Genomic DNA, 14,927 nt, shown 5'->3' on the forward strand with positions numbered 1-14,927 from the left:
ACAACCTAACCTGAACATAAAAAAATTTGATGCTGGCGCCCCACTTTCCGGTGGGCGCCAGTGGTTTATACACTTAAATAGCGTTGTACTAATTCATCGTTGAGCGAGTCCATTGCACCAGTGGCCTCTACCTTGCCTCGCTCCATAATGTAAAAGTGGTCGGCTACTTTTCGGGCAAAGGGGAGTTTTTGCTCCACCAGCAGTACGGTTAATCCAAACTCTTCATTTAAACGGCGGATGACGTTGCCGATGTCTCTCACTACATTAGGTTGAATGCCCTCGGTGGGTTCGTCCAAAATAAGTAATTTAGGGTCTAGCACCAAAGCGCGGCCGATGGCGAGCTGCTGTTGCTGCCCGCCGGACAAATCTCCGCCGCGGCGGTGTTTCATTTCTTTCAATACAGGAAAAAGTTCGTAAATTAAATCCGGTATTTTACTCGCGCCATCGCCCCGTGCGCCCAAAGAGATTTTTAAATTTTCCTCTACGGTTAGCAGAGGAAAAATCTCGCGACCCTGAGGTACATAACCGATGCCGGTGCGGGCACGGTTTTCGGTAGAGGCTTTGCTGACATCTTTACCATTAAAAATAATCTGCCCGTCTTTAATGGGCAGTAAGCCGGTGACGCATTTAAGCAAAGTGGTTTTACCCACGCCATTGCGGCCAATTAAACAGCCGCAGCTGCCCTCGGGCAGTTCCAGGTTCAGGTTCCAGAGGATATGGCTCTGGCCGTAGTACTGGTTGATTGATTGTATGTTTAGCACTTTATTGCTCCAATTTCTGTGGCAAGAGCAGGCGAGAAATACAACGCGGCAAAGTAAGTTTTCTGCGTTTTAGGCGTATTCCGCTATCGCAGCCCGTTACTCTCCCAAATAAACCTCAATCACTTTCGGGTCACTCTGCACCTGATCCATACTGCCCTCGGCCAGTACCGAGCCCTGGTGCAGCACAGTCACTTTGCGGGCGATGGAGCGGACGAAGGCCATGTCGTGTTCCACCACGATGACCGAGTGTTTGCCCGCCAGCGAGGTTAATAACTCGGCGGTGCGTTCGGTTTCTTCGCCGGTCATACCGGCAACGGGCTCGTCCACCAGCAGTACGCGGGGGCTTTGCATTAACAGCATGCCAATTTCCAGCCACTGCTTTTGCCCGTGGGACAAGTTGCCTGCACTGTTAAAACGCGATTGGGTGAGGCCGATGGTATACAGCACCTCATCGAGGCGGTCGCGCTGCTCTCCGGTGAGTTCTCGTGTCAGGGTAAACCAGAACTTTTTATTACCGGCGGTGGCCAGCTCCAGATTTTCGTACACGCTTAGGGCTTCAAACACCGTGGGTTTTTGAAACTTGCGGCCAATACCGCCCCGCGCAATCTGGTGTTCAGAGAGTTCGCGCAAATTAATTTGCTGACCAAAGTAAATGCTGCCGCTGTCGGGTTTGGTTTTACCGGTAATAACATCCATCATGGTGGTTTTGCCGGCGCCGTTGGGGCCGATAATGCAGCGCAGCTCGCCCTCGTCGATATACAGGTTCAAATTGTTCAGCGCTTTAAAGCCGTCAAAGCTCACCGAGACATCTTCTACGTACAAAATAGGGCCGTGGCTGGTATCCAGCGGGTGACCAAAGTTGGGGTCTTTAACGGGCAGGGCTTTGGTGCTCCAGTTGCGCGCGTGTTTAAACGGGTTCATGGCTGCTCCTCCTTGTTAGTGGCACTTTTGTTTTTTTTGAAGCGGCCGATTAGGCCCACCAGCCCTTTGGGCAGTACCAAAGTGACTAGCACAAACAGTAGGCCCAAGGGGAACAGCCAGGCTTCGGGGTAGAAGGTGGTAAACACGGTTTTGCCGTAGTTCACACTAAACGCGCCCACAATAGCGCCGTAAAGGGTTCCGCGCCCGCCGGTGGCCACCCACACAACCAACTCAATGGAGTTAAGCGGTGAGAATTCGCCCGGGTTGATAATGCCCACTTGCGGCACATAGAGAGCGCCGGCAATACCGGCCAGTACCGCCGAGAATACAAACAACCACAGCTTGTAAGATTCTACCTGGTAGCCGGAAAACCGAGTGCGCGATTCGGCGTCGCGAATGGAGACAATGACCTTACCTGCACGCGAGGTGACGATATAGCGGCAGGCGAGGTACGCCAACATCAGCGCTATGCCCGAGGCTAAAAACAAACCGATACGGGTGGAATCGGCGGTAATGGAAAAGTCGAGAATGTCTTTAAAATCCGTTAAACCATTGTTACCGCCAAAACCCATTTCGTTGCGGAAAAACGCCAGCATTAGGGCGTAGGTAAGTGCCTGGGTGATAATGGCAAAGTAAACGCCGGTAACGCGCGAGCGAAACGCCAGCCAGCCAAATACCCAGGCGAGAATGCCCGGCACGAGAATAATCATCAGCGCGGCAAACCAGAACATATCAAAGCCGTGCCAGTACCAGGGTAAGTCTTGCCAGTTTAAAAACACCATAAAATCTGGCAGCAGTGGGTCGCCGTACTTACCCCGGTCGCCAATCTGACGCATTAAATACATGCCCATGGCGTAACCACCGAGCGCGAAAAAAGCACCGTGGCCAAGAGAGAGAATACCCGCATAGCCCCAGATTAAATCCAGCGCCAGCGCCAGCAGGGCGTAGCAAAGGAATTTACCCAAGAGGGTGACGGCAAAGGTTGAGACGTGAAAGGGCGAGCTTTCGGGCACCGCCAGGTTCAGGATAGGCACCACAATGCAGGTGAGGGCAATCAGCCCCAGCACCAGCATGCCGCCTTTATCACTGGTTAATAATCGTTGTGTCAGCATAATTCAGTTCCAATTCTGTTAAGGGAAAATCAATCTGCAGCGGCCCGGCCTTTTTGCGGAAAAAGACCTTTGGGCTTTTTCTGAATAAACAGAATCAGCAGCACCAGAATCAGAACCTTGGCCAGTACGGCACCGGCAAAGGGTTCCATAAATTTATTAATTACGCCTAAGCTCATGGCGCTGACCAGAGTGCCCCATAAATTACCGACGCCGCCGAATACCACCACCATAAACGAGTCGATGATATAGGCCTGGCCCAGGTTGGGCCCCACGTTGGTTAACTGCGACAGGGCCACCCCGGCAATGCCGGCAACGCCCGAACCCAAACCGAATGTCATGGCATCCACCCAGCTGGCGCGCACACCGACGGCGCGAGCCATGGGTCGGTTTTGCGACACAGCGCGTACTTTTAACCCCAACGAGGTTTTTTTAAGCACTGCGAGCAGGGCAAAAAACACCATTAAGCCGAACAGCAAAATATAAAGCCGGTTAAAGGTAATAGAAAAAGCCGGGTTGATTTGCAGCGAACCGCTCATCCACTCCGGCAAACTGACGGCCCGGTTAAGGGGCGAGAAAATAGAGCGGGCGGCCTGCTGTAAAATCAGGCTGATACCAAAGGTCGCCAGCAGGGTTTCCAGCGGGCGGCCGTACAAGAACTGAATCACGCCCCGTTCAATGGCAATACCCACCAAGCCCGACACCACAAAGGCGGCGGGAATGGCCATAAATAAACTGTATTCAATATGATTGGGGAAGGCCTGTTGAATCACCCAGGTGGTGTAGGCGCCAATCATCATCAACTCGCCGTGAGCCATATTGATCACGCCCATCACACCGAAGGTGATAGCCAGGCCAATGGCGGATAACAACAACACGGAGCCAAGGCTTAAACCGAAAAAAATGTTTTCGCCCAGGCGAAACATTTTTAGCTTGCCATCAATAGAGTCCAGCGAGCGCTGCGCTTCGACGCGAATAGAACGCTCACTGTCATGTTTAGCAATCGCTTCCAATGGACCGCGCACTTCGGGGTAGAGTGAGCCGCGCAAGATTTTCACCGCCGTAAGGCGGGTTTCAGCGCTGCTGCTTTCAAGCTGCGCTAAGGCGATGGCGGCGGTCATGGCATCGCGAACATCGGTGTTTGACTCTTTGCTCTGCAGCGTTTGCAGCAGCTCGATGCTGTCGCTGTCTACGCCATCGGAAATCATTTGTTCCACCGCGCGCTGGCGTACACCGGCATCAACAGCGCTTAAATTCATTTGCGCCATGAGCGTTTTAATTTGGCTGCGCAACTTGTTGTGGATGGGGATGCGCTTGGTGCGACCGAGCGCTTTGGCCGCTACGCTTTCACCGTTAGCCGCCAATACGTAAACGTCGTTCGTTGTTTCAATAACCACTTGCTTAGGAGTGCTGCGGGTAGTTTGCAGTGAACCTTGCAACAGAGCGTGTAAAACCGCCTGTGCGCGTTCGTGGCCGGTAGCGGCTATGGCGTCGACAGTCTTGCCGCGCTTACTTAAACTGCCTGTGGCGAGTTCATCCACTAAGGTGGCGAATTCATCGGGCTCTTGCGGCTGTGCATAGGCGCAGGGAAGGGCTATTAAACAAGCAGCCAGCGCTATCCACAGGCACACGGATTTTTTTAAAAGTGCCATGGTTGTATCACTATCAGGTTTGAGGGTTATGGCTCGGGCTTAGCCCGAAATGTGGGGCGGCAGCGCCGCCCCGGTGTCGGCGATATTATTCCGCCGTAGCACCTACACACTTTTTAGTTTTGGTGTTGTAGTTTCCGCAGTTGAGGCTTACCCAGTCAGACTTTAAATCTTTAGAGCCTTCCAGGTAATCAGACCAGGCATCACCCGCTACCAGACCGTCGGTTTCCCATACGGTCAGGAACTGGCCGTCTTCTTGGATTTCACCGAGCAATACGGGTTTGGTGATGTGGTGGTTGGGCAGCATTTTGCTGGTGCCGCCGGTAAGGTTAGGTACTTCAACGCCGACAATAGCATCAATAACGGCATCGGAATCGGTGGTGCCGGCTTTCTCAACCGCTTTTACCCACATGTTAAAGCCAATATAGTGGGCTTCCATTGGGTCGTTGGTGACGCGGTCTTCATCGCCGATAAACGCCAACCACTGATCAATAAAGGCATTGTTTTCGTCAGTGTCTACGCTCATAAAGTAGTTCCAGGCGGCCATGTGTCCAACCAGTGGCTTGGCGTCGATGCCCGACAGCTCTTCTTCACCTACCGAGAACGCCACAACTGGAATATCTTCAGCGGAAATGCCCTGGTTACCCAGCTCGCGGTAAAACGGAACATTGGCATCGCCGTTAATGGTAGAAACCACCGCGGTTTTTTTGCCCGAGCTGCCGAAGCGTTTGATGTCGGAAACAATGTTCTGCCAGTCAGAGTGACCGAAGGGCGTGTAGTTGATCATGATATCTTCGTCCGCTACCCCTTTGGCTTTTAAGTAAGCGGCAAGAATTTTGTTGGTGGTGCGTGGGTATACGTAGTCGGTACCGGCTAACACCCAGCGTTTTACCTCAAGCTCGTTCATCAGGTAATCCACCGCAGGAATGGCCTGTTGGTTAGGCGCGGCGCCGGTGTAAAAAACGTTGCGCGATGATTCTTCACCTTCGTATTGCACCGGGTAAAACAGCAGGCCGTTAAGCTCTTCGACCACTGGTAGTACGGATTTGCGCGATACGGACGTCCAGCAGCCGAAAATGGCATCGACTTTCTCTTGTGCTAACAGCTCGCGGGTTTTTTCAGCAAACAGCGGCCAATTACTGGCGGGGTCGACCACCACGGGCTCAAGCTTTTTGCCCAGCAGGCCGCCTTTTTTGTTTTGCTCTTCAATCAGCATCAGCATGGTGTCTTTCAACGTGGTTTCTGAAATGGCCATGGTGCCAGAAAGTGAGTGCAAAACACCCACCTTGATGGTGTCGTCTTCTTGGGCATTTGCGGTAATACTTGAGAGGGCAAGAGTACAGGACGCGCCTAATACTCCGATGGTTTTTAATAGTTTTTTAAGCTTCATGTTCACTCTCCGTTGATGTGACATTTTTTTGTTTGGGGTCTTTCCAGAAACTTCCTTGGTTACTCCTTCCTGTTTTTTAAATTTGCTATTGGGCGTGCCTGGCTTGGTGCAACATGTGCAGTGTAATTTTTTGGACTTCTGCCTGACTTTCCTGAATGTGTTCCTGTAGTAGCCGTCTTGCTTCGTCTGCTTGTTGTTTTATGATCGCGCGCAGAATTTTTCCGTGTTCCTTGTATGTGGCTTCAATGCGCGGCGCCTGGGTGAAATCAATCCGGCGGATAATGCGCAATCGCTCGGTAATGTTGCGGTGCACTTTTGCCATTTCATCATTACCGCTGGCCTCTACCAGTTGGCAGTGAAAAGCCTCGTCGTGTTCTCTTACAGTCGGCCCATCGGTCAATCGGTCTTTTACCGGTACCAACCAAATCTTTTTTAATGCGTCCAGTGCGCGGGCGTTTTTTTGTTCACAAAGCTTTTTTACCGCTTCCAGTTCGAGCAATATGCGCAGCTCGTACAACTGGTCGAACTTTTCAAAATCAAACGGCTTCACTTGCCAGCCTGCGCGAAACAACACCGAAACAAAGCCATCGCGCTGTAAGCGAGACAGTGCTTCGCGCACCGGTGTGCGGCTGGCTTGCATACGTTCGGCGACTTCGTGTTCGGTGAAGCGGTCACCGGGTAATAACGCAAAGTCAAAAATTTCTTGCTTGAGCGCGTCGTATATTCTGTCGGTAACACTCTGTCTTTGGGGTTTCACAAACGGCTCTTTCTGCGACTTATCATGTATGCAAGACGGTATTCAGCAGAAACTGTGCCAAGGCACACAACCAAACCATTTTGGCGCTTACGCCCTGTTTTAAGTCAGGTTTACTGTTAAGAAGCATTTAGTTTTATTCGTAAAGTGAATTAGTGCTGCTCTGTTTGTGAGCAGAGCGTGGTGCGCCGCCTTTTTTTGGGGCGATACTGGCGTATATTTATATTCCTGACGTGTGGCAGGGATAAATAAAAACCCGAGTCGCCAATGGCGTCTCGGGTTCTGGGGCTGTTAAAAAGATAAATCTACTTTTCTATAAAAGCGCGCCACCCTCCTAAGTGGGTGATGTCTGTTGCACCATCGATGGCGTGATTCTCACAAATAAAACCTTTTACTTCCCGACCATCGTTTAGTGTGAGTGTGCCAATACCTAATGGCGCAGGAATCAGCGCAACAAAAGAGCCAAACTGATCCACGGGCATGTCCCATAGTTCGACAATAATGGCTTCGCCATCGCTTGAGCGAACCAGGCCCGGCTTAGGTGGTGTGGTGTTGGGCAGGGCGTAGAGACGATATTGGCTTTCCGTGCGTGTTTGTTCCACCAGGCGCGCCTGGCGCTCGGTCAGCTGGGGGTTAAGCGGCATGCCGCTTAAGTGCGCACCGACAACCGCAAGTCTTACGTGGTCCGGAGGTACGCTTGCGTCATCGTGATTGCCAGCAAAAGGAGTCTCGGTAGCGCCCAGCTTACCGCCTATGGTTGCTTGCCACTGGCGGCCAAACTCCGCCAGTGCGGCGTCTTGCCAGGCGGCGCCGATCAATGTGATGCCAAAGGGCAGGCCGTCGTCGCGCAAGCCTGCGGGTAGTGCCAAAGCGCTGCAGTCTGCGAGATTCACAAAGTTAGTCCAGGTGCCCAGCTGGCTGTTAACGGCGACCGGGTCTGCTTCTACCTCGGCAATGGTAGGCAAGCGGGGCGCTGTGGGTACGAGCAAGGCGTCAACGGTAGCCATGGATAATTGAATACTGCGCACCAGTTCAGCGCGGCGATATTCCGCGCGATAAGCATCGGTGGCACTGAAGTTTTTTGCTTGCTCAATAATGCCCCGCACGACGGGGTTCATTTTGTCGGCGTGCTCGGCCATAAATTCGCCCACGGCGGCGTGGCGTTCGGCTACCCAGGGGCCACCGTACAGCAGCTGCGCCAAGGTCTGCATATCGCTAAAGTCCAGCGGTACTAACTCTACTCCTTGCTGCTCTAGCTGGCTTAAGGTTTTACGCCAGGCTTTTTCCGCTTCACTGTCGTCAAACCAGGGCAGCTCGGCGGGAATGCCAAAGCGCGGTTGGGTGGGCAGCAAGCGGGCCGGGTGTGGTTGAGTACGGCTGTAGCCATCGGCGGGGTCAAAGCCTTCAACGATTTCAGCTACGGTTTCAGCGTCTTTTACGGTTAAGGCAAACACCGAGGTGCAGTCCAGGCTTTTACAGGCGGGCACAACGCCGTTAATGCTAAAGCGCCCCTTGGTGGGCTTGAGGCCGACAATATTGTTAAAGCCTGCAGGCACCCGTCCCGAGCCTGCGGTATCGGTGCCTATGCTAAAGGGCACAAGGCCACGGGCTACGGTAACGGCTGAGCCCGAGCTTGAGCCACCGGAGACGTAATCAGGGTTAAAGCTGTTGGGTACGGCGCCGTAAGGCGAGCGGGTACCCACCAGGCCGGTGGCAAACTGATCCAAATTGGTTTTGCCCAGTAAGATGGCGCCTGCGGCTTTAAGCCGTGCGACCAGTGTGGCATCGGCGTTGGCAACGTAAGAGAAGCCAGGGCACGCTGCTGTGGTAGCCAAGCCCTCGGCATCGATATTGTCTTTTAGCGCAAAGGGAATGCCGTATAACGGTTGTTCCTGAGGTGATTGCAGCGCGGTAATTTGTTGCTGTATTTCAGCGTCGCTGAGAATATAAATCCATGCCGGATCTTCAGGATCTAATGAATCGCGCAGCGCAGGTAAAACATCCTGCGGATTGATGTCACCGCTAAGGTAAGCTTGCTGCCACTGGTCAATTGTCCAGCCGTTGGTGTTGCTCATGAAGGCTCCTAATAAAATCTTGTATACATGATTGTATTCAGCAGTATTTGTGCCAGCGCTATAAAGGTGGGGTTTATTCTGGTGTGCGCTGCGAGACCCCGGCTAGTAAGGGCTGTTGCGGGTATAGGTATTTCGATACATTTGCGAGGCTGCCCTATTGCCGCGCCTATGACCAATGTGTGCATTAAACTGGGGCAATTCATTTAAGGTAAGGAGAGGTAATGAGACAGTGGTGGTCTGTGTACGCGGCTTTGCCCGCAAATGTTTGGGTGCTGTTTGCCACCTTGGCACTGGTGATGACATCCATCCCGTTGATGGTATTGGTCAGTGGTTTGATCGGTTTGCAGTTAGCCCCTAAACCCAGTTTGGCGACTTTGCCACTGGCCTTGGCTGTGACGGGCACGGCATTCAGCACCTTGCCAGCAGCGTGGTTAATGCATCGGCTGGGGCGGCGCGGCGGTGGTTATGTCGGGTTGCTGTTGTCTTTTTTGGGGGCCTTGGCAGGAGCTTTGGCGTGCCAGATCTACAGTTTCACCTGGCTGTTGGTGGCGGCTGTGTTGCTGGGAGCTTCCGGCGCGTTTTATCAGCAGTTTCGCTTCGCCGCCCTCGAGGCCGTCAGTGCCGCTCAGGCAGGCCCGGCGGTATCGGTCATTATGTTCAGTGGTGTGGTTGCGGCCTTTTTAGGCCCGGAGTTAGGGGTGTTAGGGCGGGGCTGGCCCGGTAGCGCGGAATACACAGGCTCTTTTGTGTTATTGGGGGTTCTGGTGGTTGTGGCGGCATTGGTGTTTTCGCGTTTGCAGGCGGTAACGGTGGCTACGAGTCAAACCCACGAGCCTGCCCGCGCCCTTGGGGTTTTACTGCGTCAGCCAATATTTTTACAGGCTCTGGCGGCTGCGGCTATTGGCTATGGTGTGATGAGCTTTTTAATGACCTCAACCCCCATCAGTATGCACGACATGCATGGTCATTCGGTAGACGATGCCAAGTGGGTAATCCAGAGCCATCTGCTGGCGATGTTTGTTCCCTCGCTGTTTGCGGGTGCGTTGCTTAAGTGGTTGGGCGTGCAAAGACTTATGCTGCTGGGCAGCGTGTTATACGCATTGGTGCTAGTGCTGGGCTTTTTGGGCGTCAGTTTAATGCATTACTGGGGCGCGTTAGTGCTGTTAGGCATTGGCTGGAATTTTCTATTTTTGTCGGGCACTTCACTGCTGCCAAATGCCTACCGCCCGAGTGAAAAGTTTAAAGTTCAAGCCGCCAACGATTTTGTGATTTTTGCCGTACAGGCAATCGCTTCTTTAAGCGCGGGCTGGGTGTTATATCGGTTTGGCTGGCACCTGCAGATTTTACTGTGCTTATTACCGGTATTGGTCTTGTTGCTGGTATCGGCTAAAGCGGCGTCAGTGTGCCAAGAGGAGTGAATTGGATTGGAGTAGCGCTTGGCTGCGAAGTGGCTTGTGCACTTTTACTCGCAGGTTGTTTAGCCTGCGAGTAAAATGCGTCGCGTTGCAAATAAAAGTTATTTGCCGGGTAGGCTTTTCAGCACATCGGTAACAGCTTGGTCAATCATCGCTTCAGCTTCTTGTGCATTTTTTTCCACCAGCTTTTTCTGGTAAACGCCCTGCCAGACCGCGCGTTTTTCAGACCAGTCCACTACATCGATATTAATAGCGCCGGTGTAGCTGATGCGCGTGTTGCCGCCTTCGGTTTCCTGGGTTAAGGGTCCGCTGTACCAAGAGCTCCACGATTGGTAATACCCCATCCGGTTGGGCGTGATAGGTACAGCGTTGTTGAATGAATCCAGCTCGTTGTCGACTTCGGCCCGGTAGTTGACGTACAAGTCGCCACCGCTTTGCTGGTATTGGTAACCCTTTGCTTCCATAGCTTCGATAATGCTTTTATCGAAGCTTTTGCGGTAATGGTCTGAACTTGCCTCGCTGAAAAAGACCACCTCGGGCGCATCGGTCAGAGAGAAGGTTTGGTATTGGCTAAAGTCCGTGTTTTTAGCGCGATGGTGGCTGATTTCTGGGCGCGGATTGTTGCTTTGGCACGCGACCATGGCAGTGCATAAAACAATCAATACTAAGTTATGCAGTCGGTTTAATAACATTTTAGGGGTCTACTGTAAGAATAGTGGCGGGCGCGGGGAGGCCGCGCCCGGCAGGGTTACTTGTCTTCTTCGGCGGCACGAGTTGGGTAGCGTTGGAAAATTTGCGTTACGGCGCTGTTGATAGCCGCGCGAGGGTTTTCCATGGCCTCATCGCTTAACTTGCCTTCGGCAATGCCTTCCCAAATCAGTTTTTTACTCTCGGCATCGACGACGTCGATGTTTAAAGTGCCCACTTTGTAATGCACGGTTTCGGTATCGTTGTACATCGGGAAGCCCATGTACAAGCCTGAGCGGTAGCCGTAGTAACCGTAAGAGGCTGTTACCGATGGAGAGCTGCGAATATCGGTACGATTTTCGGTGTTGGAGAAGAAGTTAACCAGCAGGTCTGGATCGGTATCGCTATAGGTGTAACCTAAAGATTCCATTTGCTCGCGGGCGGCGGCTTTAAAATGGGAGGTCACCAAGGTGGAATAGCCGTGTTTATCGGTACCCAGTGGTTCGACAAAGTTAAAGGTTTTGTAGGCGGTAAAATCGGCGCTGCGGTCAAAATCACTGCGAATGGTCGGTCCAGTGCTGCAGGCGGCCAGCACCAGCAATATGGATATAAGCGTAGCCGGCATCAAGCCTGTACGAATTTTGTTCAGTCCCGTGAGTAACATGTTTATCTCCAGCAGATGGTTTTAAGAACTTTGCCACAGTATATCGATTATTTGCCTTTAGGGGCATATAGGAAATACATCTTCAAGGTCGTAATGATCAAGTACGTTTCCAGCAAAGTGTGACCGTCGTCTTGTGCGACAATGTGTCGCACATTTAGTGCCCTGAAGGGGTGGCTGCCAACGTACAATGGCTGTTTTTTTAATGCGTAGACATGGAGATTCCTATGAAACCCACCATCACTAAATGGACCGCCGCCGCCTGTGCTGTGGTATCAACTACAGCTTTGGCTCACGAGTCGGTGTTCAAGCCTGAATCTCATGCACCTGCCGGGGTGATGGTGGACCATACCCACGCCAAAGGTGAAGTGATGACAGGTTATCGTTACCTTCGTACCAGTTACAGTGATGTATACAGCGGTAGCGACAAGGTAGCAGCCGCTGATTTGGCCGCCGCTGGCTACAGCATGATGGCAACTGGTATGACCATGGAAATGGTGATGCTGGATATTATGTATGCCCCCTCCGATAACCTGACGTTAATGCTGATGCCTATGTATATGAGCATGGATATGGACATGGCGATGACGAGCATGTCCTCGATGGACTCGGCTCATGGCATGAGTGAAATGGGAGCTATGTCATCCATGGATGATATGTCTAGCATGGACCACTCTGATATGGGCGACCATGACATGCACCACCACGGCAGCCATGGTACCTCTGGTTGGGGTGATACCAATGTCAGCGCTATGTACAACTGGACCAACAACCCTGCTCATCAGTTTATTACTACCCTGGGGGTGAATATGCCCACCGGTAAAGTGGATTTAAAAAATGCGGATGGGACTTTTGTGCATTACGGCATGCAGCTGGGCTCAGGCACTTGGGATTTAACGCCGTCTGTTACTTATACCGGTATGGCAGGCCACTTAAACTGGGGAGTGCAGGGGCGTGCCATTATCCGTCTTGAAGATGAAAATGACTCCGGCTATGCGCTGGGGGATAAATATGCCGCTACCGCTTGGGGCGCCGTACGTCTACTAGACTGGATGAGCCTATCTGCCCGCCTGGAATGGTCTGATCAGGATGCCATTAGCGGCCACTACAACGGTCCTCATAACCACTCTAGCCCCGCCGATATTCAGGCCAACTACGGCGGTGAATTTCTCGATGCCGGTATTGGGGTAAACACGGTGGTTACCGGTGGGCAGTTTGCCGGTGTGCGTTTAGGTGTAGAGTGGATTACCCGGATAGAAGAAGATTATAACGGCTATCAATTAGGCCTGGATGACGGCGTGAGTGTGAGTTTGTCTTATGCGTTTTAAGGGTCTTTGACCCTTCTCGGTCGCCCTGGCATGAAAGAAATTGTTAGAAAGTGTAGCCTTTGTAGATAAGAGGGCCTTTGACCTTTATCCTGATGTGAAAAATTTTACTACAGGGAATAGTGTCGTTATGAAGCTCTGGTTTTTTTCTACGGTTATATTGGTTTTAACGTGTGCTGGGTGCGGCTCCGGGAGTTCTCCAAGCTCGTCGCAAAGTAGCACGGATTCATTGGCAGACTCCTCTTCATCCGTTGACTTAGAAGTTGGTATATCTACAAGCGTTGAAGGGGATGGCACAATTACTCCTGAGGCTGTATCAGTATTTTCTGGTGACTTGGTAGAGTTTGCCGTTAGTCCCAGCGATGGTTTTGAATTGATAAGTATCGAAGGGTGTAATGGAGTTTTAGAAGGACGCCGATACATTGTAGCTGAGGCAGCGTCTGATTGTAGGGTTGCGGCACGCTTTTCCCCCATCGCTTTGAATGTCGATGTCAACACGACTGGCTCTGGCCAGGCTGTTTTCTCTGAAGAGACAGTATTTTACGGTGACAGTTTAGTTATTAGTATGGCACCGGATGAAGGTTACTACCTAGAGTCCGTGTCCGGCTGTGGCGGTGTGCGTACTGATCTTACTTTTTCCGTCGCGGCTATACACTCAAGCTGTTCTGTGGATATTATTTTTGCGCAGTTACCGCCCCTGCCTGAAAAGCCCGAGCTGCGGTTAGAGTATGCCGAAACGAAAACATTAAAGTTTTCATGGCCGCCATTGGCATCGGCAGACGAGGTAATGCTTCTGGAGAAGCAAAGCAATCAGAATGCTTATACCGTGCTTGAGGAGCTTCCTCCCAGCGCCATCTATCACAATCACCGCGCGCTACTACCTTACAGTGTTAATTCAAATTATAAATTGAGGGTATGTAACGCCGCTGGATGTTCAGAGTCCGATTCTGTTACGACCACGGACGATGTGCTTCTTTTAAAGAATACCTGGCAAATTCAAACCACCGGCAAGAGTCTTGATGTCGTTGCGGTAGGAGCGAATGGCTCAATTGCCGTGGTAGCTGAAGATTATCCCGAAAAACAACTTCACGTTTATAAAAAAACTGAAAACCAATGGCTATATTCCCAGTTGTTATTGGATGATTTAAATAATGCTTTAGGCGTTAGTGCCAGTGTAGACATAAGTTCGGACGGTAAATTTATTGTTGTTGGCACTCCTTGCAATACGAATTCAGAGGCAGAAAGCAACTCAGATTCTAATGCTCGCAGTTGTTCTGGAGCCGTTCGTGTATTCCAGAAATTTCAGGGTGAGTGGCAGCAATCGGCTTACCTCAGTCCAGAAGGTGTGTCAGAGCATAATGCCTTTGGTTTGGATGTAGCAGTGGCCGATGACGGACGTTATCTTGCGGCGCTCACCTTTGATCCAGAGGCCGAGAGTTACGTAAATGGACGCGATGGCTACGCTGTTTGGGTCTACGAGAATCAACAAGGTTCTTGGCACGAAACTGATCGCGCTTATACAAGTTGTCCTACCTCATTGGAGTCATTCCCTGAATTGGCTATGTCTCAAGATGGAGCCGTGATTGCTCTGTCAACCTCGGTTAGCTTCGACTCGGGGTTAGACCCAGTGCCCGAAGGGTATCGAGAGGCTCTGTTGGATGATGGCTGCTTTAGAGGTTTTGTTTATATTTTCCGCCAAACGAATAATACTTGGGTGGAAGAGCAAAGAATCTTACCTGAGGATGGACAGCTTCGGTTTGGTCATGGACTTTCATTATCGGCAAATGCAGAAGTGGTGACTTCTTCTGGCAGAGAACCGGTCAGGTCCTATGTGTACGCCCGTAAAGGCGGCAGCTGGGTAGAAGAGTTGCGTGTGAATCAAGGTGAGTTTACGGCTGTGAACTCCCCAGGTACTAAAACCGCGTTTTTTTGCCGGTCCTGCCTTGAGCTCGGGTCCAGAGATGCTTTTCTGTATTTTGATCGCGCAGGCGATGAGTGGGTGAATGTTTTTGCTCAGCAGCAAAGCGAATTGGAAATAGTAGGAAACACTTGGCTGGATTTTTCCGAGGATGGAAAATCATTTTTTATCGTCAATTTGAGTACTATTGATAGTGACGAGGCAATTTTCGTACAAGAGTTTTAATGTGTAGGTAACAAAGCCCGCCTCTAGATAAGCGGAC

12 protein-coding genes are annotated in these 14,927 nt (G+C 51.6%); 3 read left to right on the forward strand and 9 right to left on the reverse strand.

Features of this window, described 5'->3' with window-relative positions; all coding sequences use genetic code 11:
* Positions 1 to 65 precede the first annotated feature (65 nt).
* From urtE to atzF, 7 genes are all read right to left on the reverse strand, one after another.
* The gene (gene urtE, locus D568_RS0108240; protein WP_020209118.1) at positions 66 to 761 is read right to left on the reverse strand and encodes an urea ABC transporter ATP-binding subunit UrtE; all 696 of its coding nucleotides are present in this window, start codon (positions 759 to 761) and stop codon (positions 66 to 68) included.
* 96 nt (positions 762 to 857) lie between these two features.
* Positions 858 to 1,682 carry an urea ABC transporter ATP-binding protein UrtD gene (gene urtD, locus D568_RS0108245; protein ID WP_020209119.1) on the reverse strand — a complete coding sequence of 275 codons (825 nt, stop codon included), beginning with the start codon at positions 1,680 to 1,682 and terminating at the stop codon, positions 858 to 860.
* Positions 1,679 to 2,794 (reverse strand): urea ABC transporter permease subunit UrtC, encoded by a 1,116-nt coding sequence (urtC, locus tag D568_RS0108250; protein WP_020209120.1) that lies wholly within the window; start codon positions 2,792 to 2,794, stop codon positions 1,679 to 1,681. Before urtC ends, urtD begins: the two co-directional genes overlap by 4 nt.
* A 29-nt stretch (positions 2,795 to 2,823) precedes the next feature.
* On the reverse strand, positions 2,824 to 4,443 hold the full coding sequence (gene urtB, locus D568_RS0108255; protein WP_020209121.1) for an urea ABC transporter permease subunit UrtB: 1,620 nt from the start codon (positions 4,441 to 4,443) through the stop codon (positions 2,824 to 2,826).
* An 85-nt stretch (positions 4,444 to 4,528) separates the two neighbouring features.
* The gene (urtA, locus tag D568_RS0108260) at positions 4,529 to 5,830 is read right to left on the reverse strand and encodes an urea ABC transporter substrate-binding protein (RefSeq protein WP_020209122.1); all 1,302 of its coding nucleotides are present in this window, start codon (positions 5,828 to 5,830) and stop codon (positions 4,529 to 4,531) included.
* Between the two features lie 85 nt (positions 5,831 to 5,915).
* Positions 5,916 to 6,587, reverse strand: coding sequence for a GntR family transcriptional regulator (locus D568_RS0108265; RefSeq protein ID WP_020209123.1), 672 nt, complete (start codon positions 6,585 to 6,587; stop codon positions 5,916 to 5,918).
* Positions 6,588 to 6,889: 302 nt separating this feature from the next.
* Positions 6,890 to 8,659, reverse strand: a complete 1,770-nt coding sequence (atzF, locus tag D568_RS0108270) for an allophanate hydrolase (RefSeq protein ID WP_020209124.1) — start codon at positions 8,657 to 8,659, stop codon at positions 6,890 to 6,892.
* Positions 8,660 to 8,880: 221 nt separating this feature from the next.
* Here atzF and D568_RS0108275 point away from each other — a divergent pair, with 221 nt between their 5' ends.
* Positions 8,881 to 10,077 carry an MFS transporter gene (locus tag D568_RS0108275; protein ID WP_020209125.1) on the forward strand — a complete coding sequence of 399 codons (1,197 nt, stop codon included), beginning with the start codon at positions 8,881 to 8,883 and terminating at the stop codon, positions 10,075 to 10,077.
* 98 nt (positions 10,078 to 10,175) lie between these two features.
* Here D568_RS0108275 and D568_RS0108280 read toward each other — a convergent pair whose 3' ends face one another.
* Together D568_RS0108280 and D568_RS19745 are read right to left on the reverse strand one after the other, a co-directional pair.
* Positions 10,176 to 10,766: a DUF4136 domain-containing protein gene (locus tag D568_RS0108280; protein ID WP_020209126.1), complete on the reverse strand. Its 591-nt coding sequence runs from the start codon at positions 10,764 to 10,766 to the stop codon at positions 10,176 to 10,178.
* 56 nt (positions 10,767 to 10,822) lie between these two features.
* Complete coding sequence (locus D568_RS19745; RefSeq protein WP_020209127.1) at positions 10,823 to 11,425, reverse strand: DUF4136 domain-containing protein; 603 nt, start codon at positions 11,423 to 11,425, stop codon at positions 10,823 to 10,825.
* Between the two features lie 224 nt (positions 11,426 to 11,649).
* On the opposite strand from D568_RS19745, the gene D568_RS0108290 reads away from it, so the two are divergent.
* Together D568_RS0108290 and D568_RS0108295 are read left to right on the forward strand one after the other, a co-directional pair.
* Positions 11,650 to 12,750: a transporter family protein gene (locus tag D568_RS0108290; protein ID WP_020209128.1), complete on the forward strand. Its 1,101-nt coding sequence runs from the start codon at positions 11,650 to 11,652 to the stop codon at positions 12,748 to 12,750.
* A 40-nt stretch (positions 12,751 to 12,790) separates the two neighbouring features.
* Positions 12,791 to 14,890, forward strand: coding sequence for a hypothetical protein (locus D568_RS0108295; protein ID WP_157497762.1), 2,100 nt, complete (start codon positions 12,791 to 12,793; stop codon positions 14,888 to 14,890).
* The last annotated feature ends 37 nt before the right edge of the window (positions 14,891 to 14,927 follow it).

The organism is Gilvimarinus chinensis DSM 19667 (assembly GCF_000377745.1).
Classification (GTDB): domain Bacteria; phylum Pseudomonadota; class Gammaproteobacteria; order Pseudomonadales; family Cellvibrionaceae; genus Gilvimarinus; species Gilvimarinus chinensis.